18 protein-coding genes are annotated in these 22,493 nt (G+C 60.0%); 9 read left to right on the forward strand and 9 right to left on the reverse strand.

Annotated features, from left to right (window positions below):
- Positions 1-93: 93 nt before the first annotated feature.
- The 5 genes from CFE47_RS03345 (at position 94) to CFE47_RS03365 (ending at position 6,667) form a co-directional block, all read left to right on the forward strand.
- Positions 94-3,591, forward strand: a complete 3,498-nt coding sequence (locus CFE47_RS03345; protein ID WP_286835485.1) for a response regulator — start codon at positions 94-96, stop codon at positions 3,589-3,591.
- On the forward strand, positions 3,592-4,422 hold the full coding sequence (locus CFE47_RS03350) for a CheR family methyltransferase (protein ID WP_012724198.1): 831 nt from the start codon (positions 3,592-3,594) through the stop codon (positions 4,420-4,422). It begins immediately after the preceding gene.
- The gene (locus CFE47_RS03355) at positions 4,419-5,024 is read left to right on the forward strand and encodes a chemotaxis protein CheB (RefSeq protein WP_286835486.1); all 606 of its coding nucleotides are present in this window, start codon (positions 4,419-4,421) and stop codon (positions 5,022-5,024) included. The genes CFE47_RS03350 and CFE47_RS03355 overlap by 4 nt, the downstream gene beginning before the upstream one ends.
- Positions 5,018-6,211 (forward strand): hybrid sensor histidine kinase/response regulator, encoded by a 1,194-nt coding sequence (locus CFE47_RS03360; RefSeq protein WP_286835487.1) that lies wholly within the window; start codon positions 5,018-5,020, stop codon positions 6,209-6,211. Before CFE47_RS03355 ends, CFE47_RS03360 begins: the two co-directional genes overlap by 7 nt.
- A 78-nt stretch (positions 6,212-6,289) precedes the next feature.
- Entirely contained in the window at positions 6,290-6,667 is a 378-nt protein-coding gene (locus CFE47_RS03365) for a response regulator (protein WP_003217591.1), read from the forward strand.
- Between the two features lie 155 nt (positions 6,668-6,822).
- Here CFE47_RS03365 and CFE47_RS03370 read toward each other — a convergent pair whose 3' ends face one another.
- The 5 genes from CFE47_RS03370 to CFE47_RS03390 form a co-directional block, all read right to left on the reverse strand.
- Complete coding sequence (locus CFE47_RS03370) at positions 6,823-7,974, reverse strand: DDE-type integrase/transposase/recombinase (RefSeq protein WP_502695428.1); 1,152 nt, start codon at positions 7,972-7,974, stop codon at positions 6,823-6,825.
- Between the two features lie 99 nt (positions 7,975-8,073).
- On the reverse strand, positions 8,074-9,747 hold the full coding sequence (locus CFE47_RS03375; protein ID WP_286835489.1) for an ATP-binding protein: 1,674 nt from the start codon (positions 9,745-9,747) through the stop codon (positions 8,074-8,076).
- Complete coding sequence (locus CFE47_RS03380) at positions 9,747-11,246, reverse strand: ATPase domain-containing protein (RefSeq protein ID WP_286835490.1); 1,500 nt, start codon at positions 11,244-11,246, stop codon at positions 9,747-9,749. The genes CFE47_RS03375 and CFE47_RS03380 overlap by 1 nt, the downstream gene beginning before the upstream one ends.
- Positions 11,247-11,398: 152 nt before the next feature.
- On the reverse strand, positions 11,399-12,457 hold the full coding sequence (locus tag CFE47_RS03385; protein WP_286835491.1) for a HEAT repeat domain-containing protein: 1,059 nt from the start codon (positions 12,455-12,457) through the stop codon (positions 11,399-11,401).
- A gap of 65 nt (positions 12,458-12,522) precedes the next feature.
- A complete protein-coding gene (locus CFE47_RS03390) occupies positions 12,523-13,413 on the reverse strand; it encodes a bestrophin family protein (RefSeq protein WP_286835492.1) in 891 nt (296 codons plus the stop codon).
- Between the two features lie 202 nt (positions 13,414-13,615).
- On the opposite strand from CFE47_RS03390, the gene CFE47_RS03395 reads away from it, so the two are divergent.
- Genes CFE47_RS03395 through CFE47_RS03410 form a run of 4 tightly spaced genes read left to right on the forward strand, consistent with a single transcriptional unit; the run spans position 13,616 to position 17,505 of the window.
- The gene (locus CFE47_RS03395) at positions 13,616-14,383 is read left to right on the forward strand and encodes an SDR family NAD(P)-dependent oxidoreductase (RefSeq protein ID WP_286835493.1); all 768 of its coding nucleotides are present in this window, start codon (positions 13,616-13,618) and stop codon (positions 14,381-14,383) included.
- Between the two features lie 12 nt (positions 14,384-14,395).
- Complete coding sequence (locus tag CFE47_RS03400) at positions 14,396-15,580, forward strand: acetyl-CoA C-acyltransferase (protein WP_286835494.1); 1,185 nt, start codon at positions 14,396-14,398, stop codon at positions 15,578-15,580.
- Between the two features lie 12 nt (positions 15,581-15,592).
- Positions 15,593-16,720: an acyl-CoA dehydrogenase gene (locus tag CFE47_RS03405; protein ID WP_286835495.1), complete on the forward strand. Its 1,128-nt coding sequence runs from the start codon at positions 15,593-15,595 to the stop codon at positions 16,718-16,720.
- 11 nt (positions 16,721-16,731) lie between these two features.
- Positions 16,732-17,505 (forward strand): enoyl-CoA hydratase, encoded by a 774-nt coding sequence (locus CFE47_RS03410; RefSeq protein WP_286835496.1) that lies wholly within the window; start codon positions 16,732-16,734, stop codon positions 17,503-17,505.
- Between the two features lie 74 nt (positions 17,506-17,579).
- Here CFE47_RS03410 and CFE47_RS03415 read toward each other — a convergent pair whose 3' ends face one another.
- The 4 genes from CFE47_RS03415 to CFE47_RS03430 form a co-directional block, all read right to left on the reverse strand.
- On the reverse strand, positions 17,580-18,731 hold the full coding sequence (locus CFE47_RS03415; RefSeq protein ID WP_286835497.1) for an acyl-CoA dehydrogenase family protein: 1,152 nt from the start codon (positions 18,729-18,731) through the stop codon (positions 17,580-17,582).
- A gap of 3 nt (positions 18,732-18,734) precedes the next feature.
- Complete coding sequence (locus tag CFE47_RS03420) at positions 18,735-19,838, reverse strand: enoyl-CoA hydratase/isomerase family protein (RefSeq protein ID WP_286835498.1); 1,104 nt, start codon at positions 19,836-19,838, stop codon at positions 18,735-18,737.
- Positions 19,839-19,955: 117 nt separating this feature from the next.
- Positions 19,956-20,666 (reverse strand): HPP family protein, encoded by a 711-nt coding sequence (locus CFE47_RS03425; RefSeq protein ID WP_286835499.1) that lies wholly within the window; start codon positions 20,664-20,666, stop codon positions 19,956-19,958.
- A 203-nt stretch (positions 20,667-20,869) separates the two neighbouring features.
- On the reverse strand, positions 20,870-22,492 hold the full coding sequence (locus tag CFE47_RS03430) for an ArnT family glycosyltransferase (protein WP_286835500.1): 1,623 nt from the start codon (positions 22,490-22,492) through the stop codon (positions 20,870-20,872).
- Position 22,493: the final 1 nt, after the last annotated feature.

Raw genomic sequence — 22,493 nt, forward strand, 5'->3', positions numbered from 1 at the left:
TAGGAATCTGTACAAAACAGCTCTGGAAAAATGGTTTTGCCTGCCACTTTGGGGCAAACTCCCGGTTTTTCCATACTTGGCCAAGGCAAGCCCATGACTCCTGCGTCGTCCATCGATGAAAAGAGCTTTCGTAACCTACTGAGCCGAAACGTTGCGCTGCCCCTGGGTGTGGGCGTGCTCAGTGCGGTGTTTTTTGTCGTGCTGATCACCTATTTGTTGTCGGTGATCCAGTGGGTCGAACACACGGACCGGGTGATCAATAACCTCAATGAATCCTCGAAACTGACGGTCGACCTGGAAACCGGTATGCGCGGCTTCCTGATCACTGGCGACGAGCATTTCCTCGACCCGTACGAAGTGGCCAAGCCGCGGATCATTGCCGACCTGCGCAATTTGCAGGACCTGGTGGCGGACAATCCGCAGCAGGTAGACCGCCTCAAGCGGCTGGAAGCCCTGCAGATCGAGTGGAACAAATACGCCCAGTCGATGATTGATATGCAACGCGAAAGCGGTGATTACCGCAGTGCAGTCAAAGCCGGCCGAGGCAAGCGCCTGACCGACGAGATCCGCAAGGAGTACGACGACGCGGTGGCGATGGAGCAGCAGTTCCGTATCACCCGCAATGAAGAAGTCACACGTACTACTGTGATCAGCGTCACCTTGTACCTGATCTTCGTACTCGGGCTGAGTGGTTTCCTGGCGTACATCGGTCGTAAAAATTTAATTGCACTATCAGACAGTTACAACGCAAACCTCGCGTCCCAGCAGAGGATTGCAGGGCGATTGGAGCAACAAGCCTGGTTGCGCAACGGCCAGACCGAATTGGCTGAACAGGTGCTAGGCCAGCTCACCCTGAACATGTTGGGTCGCAACATCCTGCAGTTTTTCGCCCAGTACATGGGCTCAGCGGTGGCGGCGCTGTATGTGCGCGAAGAGCACGGCGGCCTCAAGCGCGTAGCTACCTACGGCTTCTCCCGCGAACAGGAACAACTGGAACAGTCGATCTACAACGACGAGGGTATTGTCGGCCAGGCTGCCCAGTTGGATCGCCTGATTCGCCTGGACGATGTGCCAGTGGACTACTTCAAAGTCAGCTCCGGCCTGGGTGAAGGCGCCACACGCAGTGTGCTGGTGATGCCGACCAGCGATGATGATCGGGTTAACGGTGTGATCGAGCTGGGCTTCCTGCGTGCGGTGGATGAGCGCGACGTGGAACTGCTGGAGCTGATCGCCGGCAATATTGGCACCTCGATTGAGGCCGCGCGCTACCGCCAGCGTCTGCAGGAAGTGCTCGCCGAGACCCAGCAGCTCAACGAAGAGTTGCAAGTGCAGCAAGAAGAGCTGAAGACCGCCAACGAAGAACTCGAAGAGCAGTCGCGCATCCTCAAGGAGTCCCAGGCCCACCTGGAAACCCAGCAAGCCGAACTTGAGCAGACCAACGAGCAGTTGGCCGAGCAGACCCAGACCCTGGCCGAGCAACGCGACGCCATGGACCGCAAGAACGTCGAGCTCAACCAGGCCCAACTGGAGCTGGAGGAGCGCGCTGAAGAGCTGCAACGCTCCAGCAAGTACAAATCCGAATTCCTTGCCAACATGTCCCACGAACTGCGCACGCCGCTGAACAGCTCGTTGATCCTGGCAAAATTGCTGGCGGAGAACCCGCAAGAGAATCTGAGCGCCGAACAGGTCAAGTTTGCCGAGTCGATCTATTCCGCCGGCAATGACCTGCTCAACCTGATCAACGACATCCTGGATATTTCCAAGGTGGAAGCCGGCAAGTTGGAAATGCGCCCGGAGAATTCCAGTGTGGCTCGCCTGGTCGACGGCCTGCGCGGCATGTTCGAACCGCTGGCCGCCGACCGCAAACTGGGCTTCCAGGTGGACGTGCAGGAAGGCGCGCCTGGCATGCTGTTTACCGACCGCCAGCGCCTGGAGCAGATCCTCAAGAACCTGTTGTCCAACGCGGTCAAGTTCACCGAACACGGCGAAGTCAGCCTGTCGGTGTCCCGTGCACCGGGGGAGGGTATTGCCTTCACCGTGCGTGACTCTGGTATCGGCATTGCGCCGGACCAGCAGGAAAGCATCTTCGAAGCCTTCCGCCAGGCCGACGGCACCACCAATCGCCGTTACGGCGGCACCGGCCTGGGTCTGTCGATTTCCCGTGACTTGGCCACTTTGCTTGGCGGCTACATCAGCGTGATCAGCGAACCGGGCAAGGGCAGTGTGTTTACCTTGGTATTGCCGGAGCAGTATGTAGAGCGTGAGGAAGACGCCGCACCGATCGAGCCGCCGCGCCAAGTTGTCGTCGCACCTGCCCCGGCGCCGGCCAGGGTTTCACCGCTGCCGGTGGCCGATGCTAGCCTGATCCCACGCTTTGCCGACGACCGTGACAAGGCCCCGTTCACCACGCGTTGCATCCTGGTGGTGGAAGACGAACCGAACTTTGCACGCATCCTCTTCGATCTGGCGCATGAACTGGGCTACAACTGCCTGGTGGCCCATGGTGCGGACGAAGGCTACAGCCTGGCCGAGGAATACGCGCCCGATGCGATACTGCTGGACATGCGCCTGCCGGACCATTCCGGGCTGACCGTGCTGCAGCGCCTTAAAGAGCACGCCAGCACGCGTCACATCCCGGTGCACGTGATTTCCGTGGAAGACCGTGTCGAAGCGGCCATGCACATGGGCGCCATCGGTTATGCGGTCAAGCCCACCACCCGCGAAGAACTCAAGGATGTGTTCGCACGCCTGGAAGCCAAGCTGACCCAGAAGGTCAAGCGTGTGCTGCTGGTGGAAGACGATGACCTGCAACGTGACAGCATTGCCCGCTTGATCGGCGACGATGACATTGAAATCACCGCCGTTGGCTTCGCTCAGGAAGCACTTGACCTGCTGCGCACCACTATTTACGACTGCATGATCATCGACTTGAAGCTGCCGGACATGCTTGGCAACGAGCTGCTCAAGCGCATGGCCACCGAGGACATCTGCTCGTTCCCACCCGTGATCGTCTACACCGGGCGCAACCTCACCCGTGATGAAGAGGCCGAGCTGCGCAAGTATTCGCGCTCGATCATCATCAAGGGTGCGCGCTCGCCGGAGCGGTTGCTGGATGAAGTCACACTCTTTCTGCACAAAGTCGAATCCCAGCTGTCCCATGAACGCCAGAAGATGCTCAAGACCGCTCGCAGCCGCGACAAAGTCTTCGAGGGGCGCAAGATCCTGCTGGTGGATGACGATGTACGCAACATTTTCGCCCTGACCAGCGCCCTGGAGCACAAAGGCGCTGTGGTGGTCATCGGGCGTAATGGCCGTGAAGCCATCGACAAACTCAATGAAGTCGACGATATCGACCTGGTACTGATGGACGTGATGATGCCGGAGATGGACGGATACGAGGCTACCGCCTTGATTCGCCAGGACCCGCGCTGGAAAAAGCTGCCGATCATCGCTGTGACGGCCAAGGCCATGAAGGACGATCAGGAGCGCTGCCTCGCGGCGGGTTCCAACGATTACCTGGCCAAGCCGATTGATCTGGACCGTCTGTTTTCACTGATTCGTGTCTGGCTACCGAAGATGGAACGCATTTAAGTGGAGCGAAGTTTTTTGGAGAAAAGCAGCGATATTGAGCTGCGCCTGTTGATCGAGGCGATTTACCTCAAGTACAGCTACGACTTTCGCGACTATTCCGGTGCGTCGGTCAAGCGCCGCGTGGCCCATGCCCTGCGCCAGTTTGACTGCGCGACCATCTCGGCGCTGCAGGAGCGCGTGCTGCACGATCCGGCGGCATTCATGCAGTTGCTGCAGTTCCTCACCATTCCAGTGAGCGAGATGTTCCGCGACCCGTCGCACTTCCTCGCGATCCGTCAGGAAGTCGTGCCGCTGCTCAAGACCTACCCGTCGATCAAGATCTGGATCGCCGGGTGCAGCACGGGCGAGGAGGTGTACTCCATGGCCATCCTGCTACGTGAAGAAGGCTTGCTGGAGCGCACCATCATCTACGCCACCGACATCAACCCGGCGTCGTTGGACAAGGCCAAGCAGGGCATCTTTTCCCTGGAAAACGTACGAGCCTACACCGCCAATTACCAGCAGGCCGGCGGCCAACGTTCATTTGCCGACTATTACACTGCGGCTTACGATTACGCGATCTTCGACAAGACGCTGCGCGAGAACGTGACCTTTGCCGATCACAGCCTGGCGACGGATAGCGTATTCTCAGAAACTCAATTAATTTCGTGCCGTAACGTACTGATTTATTTCAATAAAAAATTGCAAGATCGCGCGTTTGGGTTGTTTCATGAGTCGCTGTGTCATCGCGGCTTCCTGGTGCTGGGCAGCAAGGAAACCCTGGATTTCTCCGCATACGGCAAACAGTTCGAACCCTTGGTCAAACAGGAACGGATCTACCGAAAACTATGAATGAAGCGGCTGCCAACCCGGCATCGGTTCCGGGCATAGAGGCTATCGTGATCGGCGCATCCGCAGGCGGCGTTGAGGCCTTGTTGACGGTGTTTGGCGAGCTGCCCATGGGGTTCGGTTTGCCGATCGTTACGGTGCTGCATCTGCCCGATGAGCGCCGCAGCCAATTGGCGGAGGTGTTTGACCGCCGCGTGAACATGCCGGTGGTAGAGGCGCGCGACAAGGAAGTGATCACGCCTGGCACGCTGTACTTTGCCGGGCCCGGTTATCACCTGTCGGTGGAACAGGACCGTAGCCTGTCCCTGAGCCAGGAAGACCGGGTGCACCATTCGCGGCCTGCCATCGACTTCCTGTTTGCATCCGCCGCCGATACCTATGGCAAGGGCCTGCTGGCCATTTTGCTGACGGGCGCCAACCAGGATGGCGCGCGCGGCCTGGCCCATGTCAAACAACAAGGTGGAACCACCGTGGTGCAAGATCCCACAGAGGCCCGTGTGGCCGTCATGCCACGCGCAGCCCTGGCGCTGCAGACACCTGACCACATTCTTACGTTGAGCCGGATTGGCTCATTGCTGGCTTCCCTGGAATATTCCCCATGTTAAGTACTGTCCAGGCCAAACTGCTGATCGTCGACGATCTGCCGGAAAACCTGCTGGCCCTCGAAGCGCTGATCAAGCGCGAGGACCGCCAGGTGTTCAAGGCATTGAGCGCCGACGAAGCCTTGTCCCTGTTGCTGGAGCACGAGTTCGCCATGGCGATTCTCGACGTGCAGATGCCCGGCATGAATGGTTTCGAGTTGGCCGAATTGATGCGCGGTACCGAGAAAACCAAGAACATCCCGATTGTGTTCGTCAGCGCCGCGGGCCGTGAACTCAACTACGCCTTCAAAGGCTATGAAAGCGGCGCCGTCGACTTCCTGCACAAGCCGCTGGATATCCACGCGGTCAAGAGCAAGGTCAATGTGTTTGTCGACCTGTACCGCCAGAGCAAGGCGATGAAGCAGCAAGTCGAAGCGCTGGAGCGCAGCCGCCGAGAGCAAGAGCTGTTGCTGACGCGCCTGCAAGCGACCCAGGCCGAGCTGGAACAGGCCGTGCGCATGCGCGATGACTTCATGTCCATTGTCGCCCACGAAGTACGTACGCCCCTCAACGGGCTGATCCTGGAAACCCAATTGCGCAAGATGCACCTGGCCCGGGACAACGCCGCTGCGTTCACCCTGGACAAGATGCACGCCATGGTCGACCGCGATGAACGGCAGATCCAGAGCCTGATCCGCTTGATTGAAGACATGCTCGATGTGTCGCGTATCCGCACCGGCAAGTTGTCGATCCGCCCGGCGCGGTTTGACCTGGCCACGTTGGTCCGCAATCTGGTGGAGAACTTTGCTCCACAAGTGGCGGCGGCGGACTCTTCCATGCACCTGGTGGCCGAAGGCCCAGTGGAAGGTAACTGGGATGAGTTTCGCATTGAGCAGGTGGTCACCAATCTGCTGACCAACGCCTTGCGTTACGGGGCCAAGAGCCCGGTGGATGTGCGGGTGTATACCGAGCACGGAGAGGCGCGGGTCGAAGTACGTGACCGTGGCATCGGGATCAGCGAAGAGAACCAGAAGCGTATTTTCCAGCAGTTCGAGCGCGTCTCCGCCAGCCATGTAGCGGCTGGCCTGGGCCTTGGGCTGTTTATTTCCGAGCAGATCGTGGCGGCCCACGGCGGCACCATCGAGGTCGAGAGCCAGATAGGCGAGGGCGCCTTGTTCCGGGTGTGCCTGCCCCTTGAGGTGTCGGCATGAAATCAATCGTCACCTCGACGCAACCTCTGCGTGACCCCATGGTCGTAATTGCAGCAATTGACCGGACAAAGGCTTCCCATGAGTGAAGATGCACAAGATGTCGTTCTGATCGTCGAGGACGACGAATCCATTATGTTTGTGCTGGGTGAATACCTGGCAGGCCTGGGCTATCGGGTATTGAAGGCGATCGATGGGGAGCAGGCCTTCGAAATCCTCGCGACCAAGCCGCACCTGGACCTGATGGTCACGGATTACCGCTTGCCGGGTGGGATTTCCGGGGTACAGATTGCAGAACCTGCGATCAAGCTGCGCCCGGAACTGAAGGTTATTTTCATCAGCGGTTACCCGCAGGAAATTCTCGACTGCAACAGCCCGATCACGCGCAATGCGCCGATCCTGGCCAAGCCGTTTGACCTGGACACGCTCCAGGAGCACATCCAACGCCTACTGGCGTAGCGAGCGGGCTTGCCCGCGCTGGGCGGCGAAGCCGCCCTTAATCCAGGCTTCTCGGTCTTTCTGAAATAATGCAACAGCTCTATTGGGGGCGGCTTCGCCACCCAGCGCGGTGTAGAACCGTAGACATCCTTTACATCTGAAACCGGAGACATCGTTTACACATTTGAAGCTTGGACGCGGCTCATTCCTCGTCCAAGCCTCCCCAGGGGATAATCACACAGGTAAAGATCCCAAACATCTTCTTCAACTTCCTTGAGCGCGATCCGTTCTCCTGATAGCGCTTCGCTAACAAACACCAACTTTCCTTTCCACATGATCGAGCCGTTCTTCCTTACGCTTCGTACTTTCATTTCCGCCGCATATTCCACATCCGGCAAGCATCCTGGATAAGGTCGATTAGACGGCACATACAGCTCTCCTGGGCGCTTCATGCCGAGCGCCTCGTGGGGGCGTATGTAATTGAATTCATGTCGAAAGTGCTCTAGAAAAAGCTGCTGCTCAACCAGGTTTTTCCCGATCGGCAGCTCTAACTTCATACTGCGATGCATCCGTTCATGTCGGCCATTTTGGTCCGGTCTTCCTGGCATTGTTCGCTCCGGATATATACCCAAACGGATCCACCAAACGGCCAGTGTGGACATTCTTGCCAGGCCTGGAGACGCAAAAGGAACGCCGTTGTCAGACCGAATGACTTCAGGCATTCCGTACTCATGGAAAAGCCTCTCAAATGCTTGTTTTACAGGCTTGGTCATGATCCTGGAGTGAGCTCTGCACGCCAAAATCATACGAGAGGCATGGTCTGTAACGGTTAAGGGATAGCACATATGGGCGTTGAGCATCTTGAACTGCCCTTTGTAGTCAGCGCACCACGTATTGTTGGGCTCGTTGGCTTCGCGCATTTCCCTGTGACCGGTACTGTGCCGTCGTTTGAAGCGTCGTTTTTTGACCAGCCCAAGACGGTCAAGCCATTGGCCTGCCGTGCTTGGAGATGGCCAGGCGACCGACGAATCATCGATTCCTAATAGCCTGACAAGCTTCTTCGGCCCCCATTCATAGTGGGCTTCTTTCATCGCCACTATGCGAGCCAAGATCTCATCGTCAGTCTTGTTTGGGCTGTTATGGGGTCGTCGAGATAGCTCTGCCAACGACTTTAAATCTCCTTCAACGTGACGGGAGATCCATTTATCTACAGTCGGTCGACTGACGCCGAAGCGCCGAGCTAACTGGCTTTTGGTGAAGTCACCAGAAAGCCAGTCGATGACCAGTTTGATTCGTTGATCCATGGGAGACTCTTGGTTCCAGGGCATGATCAGTTACCTCCTGATCATGCGTAATAACCTGTAAACCATGTCCCCGGTTAGAAATGTAAACGATGTCCCCGGTCTGTACCCGGGCAAGCCCGCTCACTACACGTTGCGGATCATTTCGCGGACTTTGGCTGTGAGCAGGTCGAAGGTGAAGGGCTTGGTGATCAGTTGCATGCCCGGGTCCAGGAAACCACCGCGTACCGCCGCATGTTCGGCGTACCCGGTGATGAACAACACCTTCAGCTCCGGGCGAATCTGCCGCCCGATCTCCGCCAGTTGCCGACCGTTCATGCCTGGCAGGCCGACATCGCTGATCAACAGGTCGATACGTTGGTCGGACTCGATGATCGGTACCGCCGTATCGGCGTCACCGGCTTGTACGAAGGCATACCCCAATTCCTTGAGCACCGCACTGACCAGCACACGCACTGCGGGGTCGTCCTCGACGATCAGCACGGTTTCACCGGCATTGGCGAACGGCAACAGTGCGGGATCAGCGATTTCGTTTGCAGTGACTTCACCCATGAAGCGCGGCAGAAACAGGCTGACGGTGGTGCCTTTGCCCACTTCACTGTGCAGCGACACGTGCCCGTGTGACTGGCGCGCAAAGCCGTAGATCATCGACAGGCCCAAGCCGGTGCCCTGACCAATTGGTTTGGTGGTAAAGAACGGATCGAACACGCGGCTCATCACGCTTTCCGGGATACCGCACCCGGTGTCGCTGACGCTCAGCTCGACATAGTCACCCGGCTTCAGCGTGCCATACGCGGCAGTGAATACGCTGTCCAGATGACGGTTGGTGGTTTCCACCACCAGTTGCCCCCCGCTGGGCATGGCGTCGCGCGCGTTGATCACCAGGTTGAGCAGGGCGCTTTCCAGTTGATTGGGATCGGCCTCGGCGGTCCAGAGTTCGCCGCTCAGGCGCATCTCCAGCTTGATGCTTTCATTGATGCTGCGTTGCAGCAACTCCCCCATGGCCGTCACCAATTGGTTGATTTCCACGGGTTTGGAGTCGAGCGATTGCCGACGGGAAAACGCCAGCAATCGGTGAGTGAGGCCGGCCGCTCGGTTCGCCGAGGTGACGCCCAGGTCGATCAGGCTGTCGAGGTCGTCCAATTTGCCACGGGACACGCGCCTGCGTAGCAACTCCAGGCTGCCGATGATGCCGGTGAGCATGTTGTTGAAGTCGTGGGCGATGCCGCCAGTCAATTGGCCAACGGCTTCCATCTTCTGTGATTGACGCAGGGCATCTTCGTTATGGCGCAACTGCGCGGTGCGTTCCTCTACCTGTTGTTCGAGGGTTTCCAGCGTCCGCTGCAGGCGCAGCTCGCTCTCGCTCAGGTCGATCAAGCGGTCCCGTGCTTCGTATTGCCGGCGTCGGCCGCGCAGGGCGGCGCTGACCAGGCTGATCAGCGTTACCGGGTGGAAGGGCCGCTCCAGGAACGTCACGTTGCCCAGCAAGCCGCTCAGGTGGGACGAACCGTTTTGCTCACTGCCGCCGTGGTGGGTCATCAGCACGATAGGCAAGTCCGACCAGGCAGGTTGCTGGTGCAGGTGGTGGAGCAGGGGCTCCAAATCAACCCCGCGCAGCGCTTCGGCCGCAATGATCAGCAAGCCACAGCCGTATTCCACTGTGTCGCAGAGCATCTGCAAATCGGGCGTGACGACGCCGCTGTAGCCCGCCTCGTTAAGCATCATCAGCGCCAGCGAGCCGTCACGCCCCAGGGGCGCGAGAATGATCGCACGCTCGGAGACGGGAGTAAGCATGGTCACTATCCCAGGTCCTTGAGCAGTGGCGATCCCGCGCCCATGTAGGTGGGAATACCGCGCAGCACTCCCTGGAAATTGTTCAGCGGTTCACCGACGGTCATGCCGCGGCTGCCGATGCGGTATTCACGAATAGTCGATTCATGGGAGCCAGTGCGCTTCTTGATGATCGAAATGGCACGGCGAACTTCACCGATTGCTTCGAAGTAGCGCAGCAGGATGACCGTGTCAGCCAGGTAGGTAATGTCCACCGGCGCCTGCATATCGCCCACCAACCCATGCTGGGCGACCGTCATGAAGGTGGCTGCGCCTCGGCGGTTGAGGTACAGCAGCAGCTCGTGCATATGCAGGATCAGCGCGTTTTCTTCCGGCATCGCGGCCTGGTAGCCGTTCACACTGTCGATGACCACTGTCTTGATCCCACGCTCGTCAACGCAACGTCGTACGCGGTGGGAAAATTCACCGGGGGATAGTTCAGCGGCATCTACTTGTTCGATCAGCAGGTTGCCGGTGGCTTGCAAGGCTTCAAGGTCGATGCCCATGTTTTTCATGCGCTCGAACAATAAACCCAACTCTTCGTCGAAGATAAACAGTGCGGCCTTTTCGCCACGGGCCACGGCGGCGGCGGCGAAGATCATCGAGATCAGCGATTTGCCGGTGCCGGCAGGCCCCAGAATCAAGCTACTGGAGCCAGTCTCGATCCCGCCGCCCAGTAACGAGTCCAGCTCGGCAATACCGCTGGTCAACGTCTCACGGTTGTAGCCACCCCGGTGCTCGGCCGCCACCAGGCGCGGGAACACCTGCACGCCACCGTGAACAATGGTGAAGTCGTGGAAGCCGCCCCGGTATTTCTGGCCACGGTATTTCACAATCCGCACCCGGCGCCGCTCGGCGCCGTAGTTGGGGGTGAGTTCTTCCAGGCGGATCACACCGTGGGCCACGCTGTGCACGGTTTTATCGAGGGATTCGGTGGTGAGGTCGTCCAGCAGCAAGACGGTTGCGTCGTAGCGTACGAAGTAATGCTTGATCGCCAGGATCTGCCGACGGTAACGCAGGGAGCTTTGTGCCAGCAGGCGGATCTCGGAGAGGCTGTCGACCACCACACGCGTCGGTTTGACCCGTTCCACCACCTCAAAGATCTGCCGCGTCGCTTCGCCCAGCTCCAAGTCGGAGGAATACAGCAAACTTTGCTGGTGCTCGGCGTTGAGCAGGCTCTCCGGCGGGGTCAGCTCAAAGATGTGGATGTTCTCATCCAAGTCCCAACCGTGGGACTTGGCGCCTTGGCGCAACTCCTTTTCGGTTTCGGACAGGGTGATGTACAACGATGTTTCACCGTTTTTCGCTCCAGCCTGCAAGAAATGCAGCGCGACGGTGGTTTTACCGGTACCAGGTTCACCTTCCAGCAGGAACAGGTGGCTGCGTGATAGCCCGCCGGAAAGAATGTCATCAAGACCTTCGATGCCGGTTGCGGCCTTTTCATTGAACAGCTCATTGGATGTAGACAAGGAGTGCCCTCGGGTCACTTACAACAAATAGAGGAGCGCGCCGCCCTGGGCGCGCCATATTCACTTGACCGTGGCGCCTTGCGCCGGTTCAACGTTTTGTAAGATTTGTACAGCGAGGGCTTGAATTTACAAGTTTTTGTAGCGCAGATGCATCAAAGCCCCTGCTGCAATGCCGGGTCATCCGGGTTCTGTTGCTCCAGTTGCGCAAGCAGCACTTGGACGTTCTGCAACTGGCCACTTTCTGTCCAGTAATTGACCAGCAACACCCGCGCCTTGCGATTGGCCGGGTGGCGCTGAATGATCTCTTCCAACTGGCGCTGGGCCGCTTCCAGTTCCTGCTGGGCGTGCAAGGTGGTGGCCAGGTCGTAGCGGTAATCCTGATTGTCCGGTTCCAGCTCCACCGCTTTGGACAGACCCAGCAAGGCATAGGTGCGCTCGCCATGATGCAGCAGCCACATGCCCAGGGCATGTTGCAGGTAGGCCGATTCAGGATGGGCCGCCAATTGGCGCGCAAGCAATTGACGCGACTCCTCAGTCTTGCCTTGTTTATCCAGCAGCTCGATCTGCGCGACCACCGCCTGCAGGTTGTCCGGTTGCAGGCGCATCGCTTGTTCCAACGCGTTTTGCGCATCCGGCAGCAGAGCGCTGTGGATGTACAGGCGCGCCAGTTGAATCCAGTTTTCGGCGGTTTCGGGACCGGCCTTAAGCTTTTTCACAAATTCATCCAGCACCTGCTGCAACGGCCCGAAGTACAAGCCCAGGGTGTCCGGCGACAGGCCAAGCAGGGCGTTGGCGGCTGCAAACCGCACGCTTTGTTCGGGGTCGTCCAATACAGGGCCGAGCAACAACGTGCGTTGGCCGCTGGGGACCAGGCCCACAATGCTATGGATGGCGGCTTCGCGCACCAACGGCGACTCGTTGGCCAGGTCCTTGTCAGCCAGCTTCAGTGCTTGCGGGCTGGGGTAGTTGGGCAGTTCGGCATGCAGGGCGGCGCGACGCTCGGGCGAGAGGTCCGGTCGGCCCAATTGCTGGTACAGCACACGTGCTGCCCCAGGTTCACCGTTACGCGCTTGTTTCAGCGCTTTGGAGTAACCATGGGCAATCGCAGGAGGCACCACCACCGGCGTGGCACGGGAGAAGTACCAGGTGACCAACACAACCAACAACAGGGCGCACAGGCCGAAAAGGGCGTTACGGCGTGACTTTGACATGCAGGCGTCCGAGCTATCGCAAAGCCGCAAGCTTCGGTCAGACCACTGCGAGTGTCAAACCTGAGTCAGGTGAGTACGTATTCCACCGGTTCCAGGGCGGGCGGCAAAGGCTGGCCAAGCGCCGCGAGCACTTCCCGTTCCAGGGTGCGCACGATGGCATTGCAGGGCAGGTCGTTTTCGTCGAAGCCGAAGGGGTCTTCGAGGTCATCGCCAATTTCATCGAGGCCAAAGAACGTGTAGCTGACAATGGCGGTAAAGACTGGTGTAAGCCAACCCAGCGGCTCGGCCATGGCAAACGGCAACAGGATGCAGAACAGGTAAATGGTGCGGTGCAGCAGCAAGGTGTAGGGGAACGGCAGCGGCGTGGTTTTGATCCGCTCGCACGAGGCTTGCACCTGGCTCAAGCTCACCAGGCGTGCCTCCAACTGGGTGTAGCGCCATTCGCTGATCACGCCACGTTCCGCCAGCTCGGAAAACCGTGCCCCGACGCGTTGCAGCACATTGTCCGGAAGGTTCGGATGGTTGGCGTCCACTTCGATCCAGGGCTTTATGGCCTGGGCTTCATCTTCAACGCGCAAACGTGCGATCAAGCCATGGGCAAAACCACATAGGCCGCGCAGCAGGCCTGCGCGCTCTGCCGGATCGCTGAGCACCTGGGTTTCGCGGATCAGCGAGCGTACATCGATGATCATCTGCCCCAGTTGCTTACGACCCTCCCACCAACGGTCATAGCAGGCGTTGTTGCGAAAACTCATGAAGATCGACAGCGACAGCCCCAGCAGCGTGAACGGCGTGGCGTTGACCTTGGAGAAGTACGCGGGGTGGAGGGTTTCCACCAGCACGATCACCGAGGCCAACAGCGTAACCAACAGGCTGCGCAGGGCGATGCGCTTGGCGATCGACCCTTTGAGGGAAAACAGGATACCCAGGAGGTTGGGTTTGGGGCGGACAATCATCGCAGGAAGGGCTTCTTCGGTGGCGCAGGCCATCAGGTTAGAAGTATGCGCGCAGGGCGTCCAATCGCTTGGGCTGACTAACTGATCAGCGGGATCGATGACTGGCCAAAGCAGTCAGGCATATTGAAGGCTTTGACCATTGCTGCGCTGGCGTGCCGGGGCGACTATTTGGCGATTCGGACAGTCCAAGGACACAACAATAATGCAGATTGAAAACAAGGTCTTCCTGGTCAGCGGCGGCGCTTCGGGCCTCGGTGCGGCCACCGCTGAAATGCTCGTCGCGGCGGGTGCCAAGGTGATGCTGGTGGACTTGAATGCCGACGCAGTAACGGCCAAGGCCAAGCAGCTGGGGGATAACGCCCGCAGTGCGGTGGCGGATATCAGCCAGGAAGCTGCGGCCGAGGCAGCAGTACAAGCGACCGTCGCAGCCTTTGGAGGCCTGCATGGCCTGGTGAACTGCGCTGGCGTGGTGCGCGGCGAGAAGATCCTCGGCAAGAACGGCCCGCATGCATTGGCAAGCTTCGCCCAAGTCATCAACGTCAACCTGATCGGCAGCTTCAACCTGTTGCGCCTGGCGTCTGCGGCCATTGCCGAAACCGAAGCGAATGCCGACGGCGAACGTGGCGTGATCATCAATACCGCTTCGGTGGCAGCGTTTGACGGGCAGATCGGCCAGGCAGCGTATGCCGCCTCAAAAGGCGCAATTGCCAGCCTCACGTTGCCCGCTGCCCGTGAACTGGCGCGTTTCGGCATCCGCGTGATGACCATCGCTCCCGGCATTTTCGAAACCCCGATGATGGCGGGCATGACCCCGGAAGTCCGCGATTCCCTGGCCGCCGGCGTTCCGTTCCCGCCGCGCCTGGGCAAACCCGCCGAATACGCCGCACTGGTACGGCATATCATTGAAAACAGCATGCTCAATGGCGAGGTGATCCGTCTCGACGGCGCCTTGCGCATGGCGGCCAAGTAAGGAGTATTTGCCATGACTGATCCCATCGTTATTGTCAGCGCCGTGCGTACGCCCATGGGCGGATTCCAGGGCGACCTCAAGGGCCTGACGGCGCCACAGCTGGGCGCTGCCGCGATTCGTGCCGCTGTTGAGCGCGCCGGTATTGCCACCGATGCCGTGGATGAAGTGTTGTTTGGCTGCGTGCTGCCGGCCGGTCTCGGCCAGGCGCCAGCACGGCAGGCCGCCTTGGGCGCAGGGCTGGACAAGTCCACCCGTTGCACCACCCTCAACAAAATGTGCGGTTCGGGCATGGAAGCCGCGATTCTCGCGCATGACTCTCTGCTGGCCGGCAGCGCCGACGTGGTGATCGCTGGCGGCATGGAAAGCATGTCCAACGCGCCGTACCTGCTGGACCGCGCTCGCAGCGGTTACCGCATGGGCCATGGCCGTGTGCTCGATCACATGTTCCTCGACGGCCTTGAAGACGCCTACGACAAGGGTCGCCTCATGGGCACCTTTGCCGAGGATTGCGCCGAACACAACGGCTTTACCCGCGAGGCCCAGGACGCCTTCGCCATCGCCTCCCTGACCCGTGCGCAGGAAGCCATTGCCCACGGCAGCTTCGCCGCCGAGATTGTCCCGGTGCAGGTCACCGTGGGCAAAGAGCAGAAAACCATCCTGCACGACGAGCAGCCGCCTAAAGCCAAGCTAGACAAGATCGCCAGCCTGAAACCGGCGTTCCGCGAAGGGGGTACGGTCACTGCGGCCAACTCCAGCTCCATTTCCGACGGTGCGGCAGCGCTGCTGTTGATGCGCCAGTCCGAGGCCGCCAAGCGTGGGCTCAAGCCACTGGCGGTGATCCATGGCCACGCAGCGTTCGCCGATGAACCGGGACTGTTCCCAGTAGCGCCGGTGGGTGCGATCCGCAAGCTGATGACCAAGACCGGCTGGAACCTTGACCAAGTGGACTTGTTCGAGATCAATGAAGCCTTCGCTGTGGTGAGCCTGGTGACCATGAGCAAACTGGAGATCCCCCACGACAAGGTGAATATCCACGGCGGCGCTTGCGCCTTGGGCCATCCGATTGGCGCGTCAGGTGCGCGGATCCTGGTGACCTTGCTCTCGGCCCTGCGCCAGAAAGGCCTCACGCGTGGCGTTGCGGCCATCTGTATCGGCGGTGGTGAAGCCACGGCCATGGCTGTCGAATGCCTGTACTAAGGACTGATCACCATGCTGCCCAATGACGAACAGCTGCAAATCAGCGATGCCGCCCGGCAATTCGCCCAAGAGCGCCTGAAGCCTTTCGCTGCCGAATGGGATCGCGAGCATCGCTTTCCCAAGGAAGCCATCGGAGAAATGGCCGAACTGGGCTTTTTCGGCATGCTGGTGCCCGAACAGTGGGGCGGTTGCGACACCGGCTACCTGGCCTACGCCATGGCCTTGGAAGAAATCGCCGCCGGCGACGGCGCCTGCTCGACCATCATGAGCGTGCACAACTCGGTGGGTTGCGTGCCGATCCTCAAGTTCGGCAACGACCACCAGAAAGAACAGTTCCTCAAGCCCCTGGCCAGTGGCGCCATGCTCGGCGCCTTTGCCTTGACCGAACCCCAGGCCGGCTCCGACGCCAGCAGCCTGAAAACCCGCGCACGCCTGGAAGGCGACCACTACGTGCTCAATGGCTGCAAGCAGTTCATTACCTCCGGGCAAAACGCCGGGGTCGTGATTGTGTTTGCGGTGACCGACCCTGCGGCGGGCAAACGCGGGATCAGCGCATTCATCGTGCCGACCGATTTGCCGGGCTACACGGTGGCGCGGGTCGAGGACAAGCTCGGCCAGCACGCGTCGGATACTTGCCAGATCCTGTTTGAAGACGTGAAAGTGCCCGTGGCGAATCGGTTGGGTGAGGAGGGCGAAGGCTACAAGATCGCCCTGGCCAACCTGGAAGGTGGCCGCGTAGGTATCGCTTCGCAAGCGGTGGGCATGGCCCGCGCGGCCTTTGAAGCGGCGCGCGACTATGCGCGTGAGCGTGAAAGCTTCGGCAAGGCGATCATCGAACACCAGGCCGTGGCCTTTCGTTTGGCCGACATGGCTACGCAAATCGCCGTTGCCCGGCAGATGGTGCACTACGCTGCCGCGCTGCGTGACAGCGGCAAGCCGGCACTGGTAGAAGCGTCCATGGCCAAGCTGTTTGCCTCGGAAATGGCCGAGAAAGTCTGCTCGGCCGCCTTGCAAACCCTCGGTGGTTACGGTTACCTGAGCGACTTCCCCCTGGAGCGGATCTACCGCGATGTGCGGGTCTGCCAGATTTACGAAGGCACCAGCGATATTCAACGCATGGTCATCTCACGCAATCTCTAAGGAGCCGATACATGAGTTACGAAACCATTTTGCTCGAAGTTCAGGGCCGCGTCGGGCTGATTACCCTCAATCGCCCGCAAGCCCTGAACGCGTTGAACGCCCAACTGGTCAGCGAACTGAACCAGGCGCTGGATGGCCTGGAAGCCAACCCTGAGATTGGCTGCATCGTGCTGACTGGCTCGAAAAAGGCCTTCGCCGCCGGCGCCGATATCAAGGAAATGGCCGAGCTGACCTACCCGCAGATCTACCTCGACGACCTGTTCAGCGACAGCGACCGCGTGGCCAACCGCCGCAAGCCGATCATCGCCGCAGTCAATGGCTTTGCCCTTGGTGGCGGCTGTGAGCTGGCGTTGATGTGCGATTTCATCCTGGCGGGCGACACGGCCAAGTTCGGCCAACCGGAAATCAACCTCGGCGTACTGCCAGGCATGGGCGGCACCCAGCGCCTGACCCGCGCCGTGGGCAAGGCCAAGGCCATGGAAATGTGCCTGACCGGCCGTTTTATCGATGCGGTGGAGGCGGAGCGTTGCGGTATTGTCGCGCGTATCGTGCCGGCCGATGAACTGCTGGAAGAGGCCTTGAAAGTGGCCACGCTGATTGCCGGCAAGTCGGTGCCGATCAGCATGATGGTCAAGGAAAGTGTGAACCGCGCGTTTGAAGTGAGCCTGTCGGAAGGCGTGCGCTTTGAGCGTCGCGTATTCCATGCGGCGTTTGCGACGCTGGATCAGAAGGAAGGCATGGCGGCATTCGTAGCCAAGCGCACGCCCGCCTTCAAGGACAAGTAACCCGATCCCAACAACACCGGGATTCAAATGTGGGAGCAGGCAAGCCAGCTCCCACACTTTTTATGTGTAGCGGTTTAGAGTTGATAGTGCTTGAGCTCGCGAGCAATAACCATCCGCTGAATCTCACTGGTCCCTTCATAAATCTGCGTGATCCGCGCATCCCGGTAGTAGCGCTCCACCGGGTAATCCTCCAGATACCCATACCCGCCATGAATCTGCATCGCTGACGAGCAGACCTTCTCCGCCATTTCCGAAGCAAACAGCTTGGCCTGGGAGGCTTCCGACAGGCAGGGTTTACCGGCACTGCGCAGACGTGCCGCGTGCAGGATCAGCAGGCGGGCGGCATTCAGGCGGGTTTGCATGTCGGCCAGCAGGTTGGCCACGCTCTGGTGCTCGATGATGGCTTTGTCGAACTGCACACGGTCACGGGCGTAGGCCAGCGCCGCCTCGAATGCCGCACGGGCGATGCCCAAGGCCTGGGCGGCAATGCCAATGCGGCCGCCTTCCAGGTTCGACAGCGCGATCGCCAGGCCTTTACCGCGCTCACCGAGCAGGTTGGCTTCGGGCACTATGCATTGGTTGAGGGTCACGGCGCAGGTATCCGAGGCGCGGATGCCCATCTTGTGTTCGGTGCGGTCTACCACAAAGCCTGCAGTATTCGTCGGTACCAGAAACGCAGAAATACCCTTCTTGCCCAGTTCCGGGTCGGTCACGGCGAACACAATCGCCAACTTGGCGCGCTTGCCGTTGCTGACGAACTGCTTGGCGCCATTGATCACCCAGTGGCCGTCGCGCAGTTCGGCGCGGGTGCGCAGGTTGTGGGCTTCGGAGCCGGCTTGCGGTTCGGTCAGGCAGAAGCAGCCAATCGCCTGGCCGCTGGCGAGGTCGGCGAGCCAGGTCTGTTTCTGTTCGGGTGTGCCGTAGTTGAGGATCGGCCCGCAACCCACTGAATTATGGATACTCATCAGCGCGCCAGTGGCGCCATCCCCGGCGGAAATCTCTTCAACGGCGAGGGCATACGCTACATAGTCGACGTAGGTACCGCCCCATTCTTCGGGTACCACCATGCCCAGCAGGCCGAGCTCGCCCATTTTCGCGACCAGAGCGTCGTCAATCCAGCCGGCTTTCTCCCAGGCTTGGGCATGGGGGGCGATTTCGCCACGGGCAAAGTCGCGCGCCATGTCACGGATCATCACTTGTTCTTCAGTGTATTCAATGTCTTGCATGGCTTACTTCGCAACCTGCTCGAAGTGATGAAAGAAGCTCTCGACATGGCTGGCGTCCAGCCCGTCGAGGGTTGGAGGGTTCCAGCGCGGGGTCTTGTCCTTGTCGATGATCAGGGCGCGCACGCCTTCGATCAGGTCGCCGCGTTCGAACCATTGGCGGTCCAGGTACAGTTCGAGGGCAAAGCATTGCTCCAACGGCAAGCGCCGACCACGGCGCAGCATTTGAAGGGTCACGGCCATGGCCAGGGGCGAACGGGTTTGCATCAGGTTGGCGGTGGTCACGGCCCATTCATGGCTGTCGGCGACCGTGACGGCCTGCAACTGTTCGACGATGCTCGGCACATCCGGCAGGGCAAAGACGTGGTCGATGGCCGGGCGCAAGGCTGCCAGCGGCGCGTCTGGCAGTTGCTGCACCGCCAGTTTGGCAAGCAGGCCTTGCAGGTCTTTGAGCGGGGAATCGTGCCAGTGCAGGCGGTCGAGTTTCTGATTCAGGTCGTCAAGCTTGGCACTGTCGATGTACCAGTCCGCCAGCCCGCAATACAACGCATCCGCCGCACGAATTTGAACCCCGGTAACGCCCAGGTAAGTCCCCAGTTCGCCGGGGATGCGTGACAGGAAATAGCTGCCGCCCACGTCCGGGAAGTACCCGATGGCGGTTTCCGGCATGGCCAGGCGGCTGCGCTCGGTGACCACGCGTAAGTCGGCGCCTTGCACCAGCCCCATGCCGCCGCCCAGCACAAATCCGTCCATCAACGCGAGGACGGGCTTGCGGTAGTGGTGGATGAGCAGATCGAGTGCGTATTCCTCGACGAAGAAGTCTTGGTGGAGCGTGTCGCCGCTTTTAAAGCTGTCATACAGGGAACGGATGTCGCCGCCGGCGCAAAAGGCCTTCTCGCCAGCGCCGCGCAGGACGACGGCGTACACCGCCGGGTCATCGGCCCAGGCCTGCAGCTGACGGGTGAGGCTGCGAACCATGTCCAGGGTAATGGCGTTCAAGCCGGCGGGGCGATTGAGGGTGAGGTGGCCGATGTGGTTGCGGACGTCGGCCAGCACCTCTTCTGAACCTGTATCGATGCGGCGTGCCTCGGATGAAACCTGAGCAGTCATCTCTAACTCCCTGCTTTTATTGTTCTTTATCAAGAGGTTCGCGGACGAACCATCTCGTGATCGTACCAGTGCAAATTTGCCCAGTACAACCCGGAATCATGCAGGTCGTTTTTGCATTTATGCAGCGCGTTCGGCCAACACTTCACCGATGCTGCGGCGCCGTGCATGGGCTTCAGCGGTATGGATCAGCTGTTCGAGTTCAGTGGGCTCGATATCGTAGAACTGCTCCATATCGGCCAGCGCCAGCTTGAGGTCGGCGGCGGTGATTGCAGCGTCGACCGGAGTCGGCGTACTGCCAAGGGGTGTTGCCGGTGCCTCAATGGCGCCTTTGGGATAGCGGGTGCGCGTGGCGTTGTTATACGCCAGGGCGCAGGCCAACAGCGCGCCGGCACCGAGCATCACCGCCCCCAACTCGGACCAACCCAAGGCCGCAGACGCTGGATCGGCCAGTACCAGGCTCATGGCCAGGCCACCCGCTGGCGGGTGCAGGCAGCGTAGCCAGCAGATCAAGATCACCGTCATACCGGCTGCCAGGCAGGCACTGCCCAAGGTGCGTCCCAGCACGCGGGCTACCAATAAGGCCACCACGCCTGCGCACAGGTAACTGCCAATGATCGACCAAGGCTGCGCCAACGCGCCGGATGACACGGCAAACAACAGCACTGCCGAAGCCCCCAACGGGCCAAGCAGGTGCAGGGCGACGTCCATGCCGAAGACTTGTCCGCACAGCCAGACACTGAGCATTGTGCCCAGTGCCATGCCGATAGCGGCGCGGCTCCATTCAGTGGGACGGGTGTTGATAGCAGCGGGGAACCAGCGAGCGAGCATCGAGAGGGAATCCATAAACGGCAGGCAAAAAAAAGGCTCGTCTGGTCGCCCGGAAAAGCCCTTTGAAAGTTCCAACATTTGGGGGAGGAACCTGCGCAGTGTGCCGCGCTGAATAGCGCGACGCCAATGCATATTAATGAGGGTTAAATGCAAAAATAATGCAGTTATAGCGTACCACGCGCCGGCATTGCCGGCGCAAAGCGTCAAGGTTGTGCAGGTTTAGCCAAGTGCAGCAGCACATACGGGTCCTTGTCGAACTCGCCGGTGAGCGTCGGAGTAAGACCGCTAAAGCGCGGGTCTTTCAACAAGGCGAAGTCCGCAGCGCTCATCACCAGCCAGGCCGGCGCCACTATCGGGTTCAGGTCCGACGGTTGTTGCGTAAACAGCGGTACGCGGTCGCAATCGTAATTGACCATGAACTTGATCGCTTTGGCGTCCTTGCCCAGGCCATGCAGGATCACGGGGGCGCGATCTTGCTGAACCTGTGCTTTCACCGCCAGGCTGAACGTTCGGGTGTCGTAGAGACTGCGCTCCAACGGCTCGACAATCACGATATAGGTAGTCCAGATCGCCAACACCGCAATCAATGCAGGGCCTACAGGGCGCAGGCGCGGTTTGAACACCGTCAGCAACGCCAACACCTGCAGCACGACCAGCACGCTAAGAATCGGCGCAAGACTGCCCAATTGCTCGGCGTAGCGACGCCGTACCATCCACAACCCGACCGCCAGCAACGCGGGCAGCAGCACCCAGATACCGAGCATCAAGCCGCGCAACCAAGCGAACAGCCGGCCCTGTGCGACCTGGAACGGATACGCAGCAATAATCGCCGCCATCGGCAACATCGGCAGCACATAACGCGCCTTCTTCGCTTGCGGGATCGACAGGCCAAGCATTACCAACAGGCCTGCCGCTGCGCAGTACAGCACCAACTGCAACGCCGGGTCTGGTGTACGTCGCCCGCCGACTGCCACGCCAAGCAGTACCAGCAATGCCAGTGGGTAGGCGAGGGCGTAGTTGCCCAGCGAGCTGGTGAAGTAATACAACGCGCCGCTGGAGCCTTCGCTACCGTCCATGCGCCCCAGGAACTGCATGCGAATCACGTCTTGCATGAACGTGTCGCCGCCGCTGAGTTTGGCCAGCAGCAGCAGCAAGCCCACACAAGCGCCCAGCAACGCCAGGGCCAACAGCCCGAAGCTGAACAGCCGACTCCATTGACGGTTGATCAGGTAATAGCTGCACAACACGCCGGTAGGAATCACCAAGCCGATCGGCCCGCGAATCGCAAAGCCGAGGATCAGCAGCAGATACAGCCAGTGCAAACGCTTGCCGGCACCGAAGTGATCATGGCTATAACCGAGGTAGAACACCGCCAGGGCGACGGCCGCGAGCATTTGGTCGAGGGACACCGCGCGGGTTTCGCTGATGAAGGTGCTGCTGAGCAACAACATCAGTACGCTGAGCACTCCCCAGCGTGCCGAGTAGGGCGCGGTCAGGCGATACACCAGGATGACGATGATGGCCGACGCCATCGCCGTCGGTAACCAGGCCGTGAGGCTGGTGACCTGGTCAAACGGCAGCGACAGCAGCCAGGTCAGTATCGTCGAGGTCGCCAGGTAATCGGCATACGGCTGGCCGTACGTGGTCGGAAAGAAGCTCGGCCCATGGCGCAGCATCTCCTGGGCGAACACCACGAAACGCGAGTCGAAACCGATGATTGCCTGGTGCCAGTTACCGGCGATAAACAGCAACAGCGCCAACAAGCCCAAGCCGAGGGATTGCTGGCGAATGGTTGCATTCAGCAGGGGCGGTTGGGCTTTGTTCACG

The sequence above is a fragment of the Pseudomonas sp. PGPPP1 genome (assembly GCF_002255865.1).
Taxonomy (GTDB): Bacteria; Pseudomonadota; Gammaproteobacteria; order Pseudomonadales; family Pseudomonadaceae; genus Aquipseudomonas; species Aquipseudomonas cremoris.

Bases quoted from the DNA above. Each gene is read 5' to 3' on its own strand.
- CFE47_RS03345 (WP_286835485.1), top strand. From the start codon at position 94: ATGACTCCTGCGTCGTCCATCGATGAAAAGAGCTTTCGTAACCTACTG.
- CFE47_RS03355 (WP_286835486.1), top strand. From the start codon at position 4,419: ATGAATGAAGCGGCTGCCAACCCGGCATCGGTTCCGGGCATAGAGGCT.
- CFE47_RS03360 (WP_286835487.1), top strand. From the start codon at position 5,018: ATGTTAAGTACTGTCCAGGCCAAACTGCTGATCGTCGACGATCTGCCG.
- CFE47_RS03365 (WP_003217591.1), top strand. From the start codon at position 6,290: ATGAGTGAAGATGCACAAGATGTCGTTCTGATCGTCGAGGACGACGAA.
- CFE47_RS03370 (WP_502695428.1), bottom strand. From the start codon at position 7,974: ATGCCCTGGAACCAAGAGTCTCCCATGGATCAACGAATCAAACTGGTC.
- CFE47_RS03385 (WP_286835491.1), bottom strand. From the start codon at position 12,457: ATGTCAAAGTCACGCCGTAACGCCCTTTTCGGCCTGTGCGCCCTGTTG.
- CFE47_RS03390 (WP_286835492.1), bottom strand. From the start codon at position 13,413: ATGATTGTCCGCCCCAAACCCAACCTCCTGGGTATCCTGTTTTCCCTC.
- CFE47_RS03395 (WP_286835493.1), top strand. From the start codon at position 13,616: ATGCAGATTGAAAACAAGGTCTTCCTGGTCAGCGGCGGCGCTTCGGGC.
- CFE47_RS03400 (WP_286835494.1), top strand. From the start codon at position 14,396: ATGACTGATCCCATCGTTATTGTCAGCGCCGTGCGTACGCCCATGGGC.
- CFE47_RS03405 (WP_286835495.1), top strand. From the start codon at position 15,593: ATGCTGCCCAATGACGAACAGCTGCAAATCAGCGATGCCGCCCGGCAA.
- CFE47_RS03410 (WP_286835496.1), top strand. From the start codon at position 16,732: ATGAGTTACGAAACCATTTTGCTCGAAGTTCAGGGCCGCGTCGGGCTG.
- CFE47_RS03415 (WP_286835497.1), bottom strand. From the start codon at position 18,731: ATGCAAGACATTGAATACACTGAAGAACAAGTGATGATCCGTGACATG.
- CFE47_RS03420 (WP_286835498.1), bottom strand. From the start codon at position 19,838: ATGACTGCTCAGGTTTCATCCGAGGCACGCCGCATCGATACAGGTTCA.
- CFE47_RS03425 (WP_286835499.1), bottom strand. From the start codon at position 20,666: ATGCTCGCTCGCTGGTTCCCCGCTGCTATCAACACCCGTCCCACTGAA.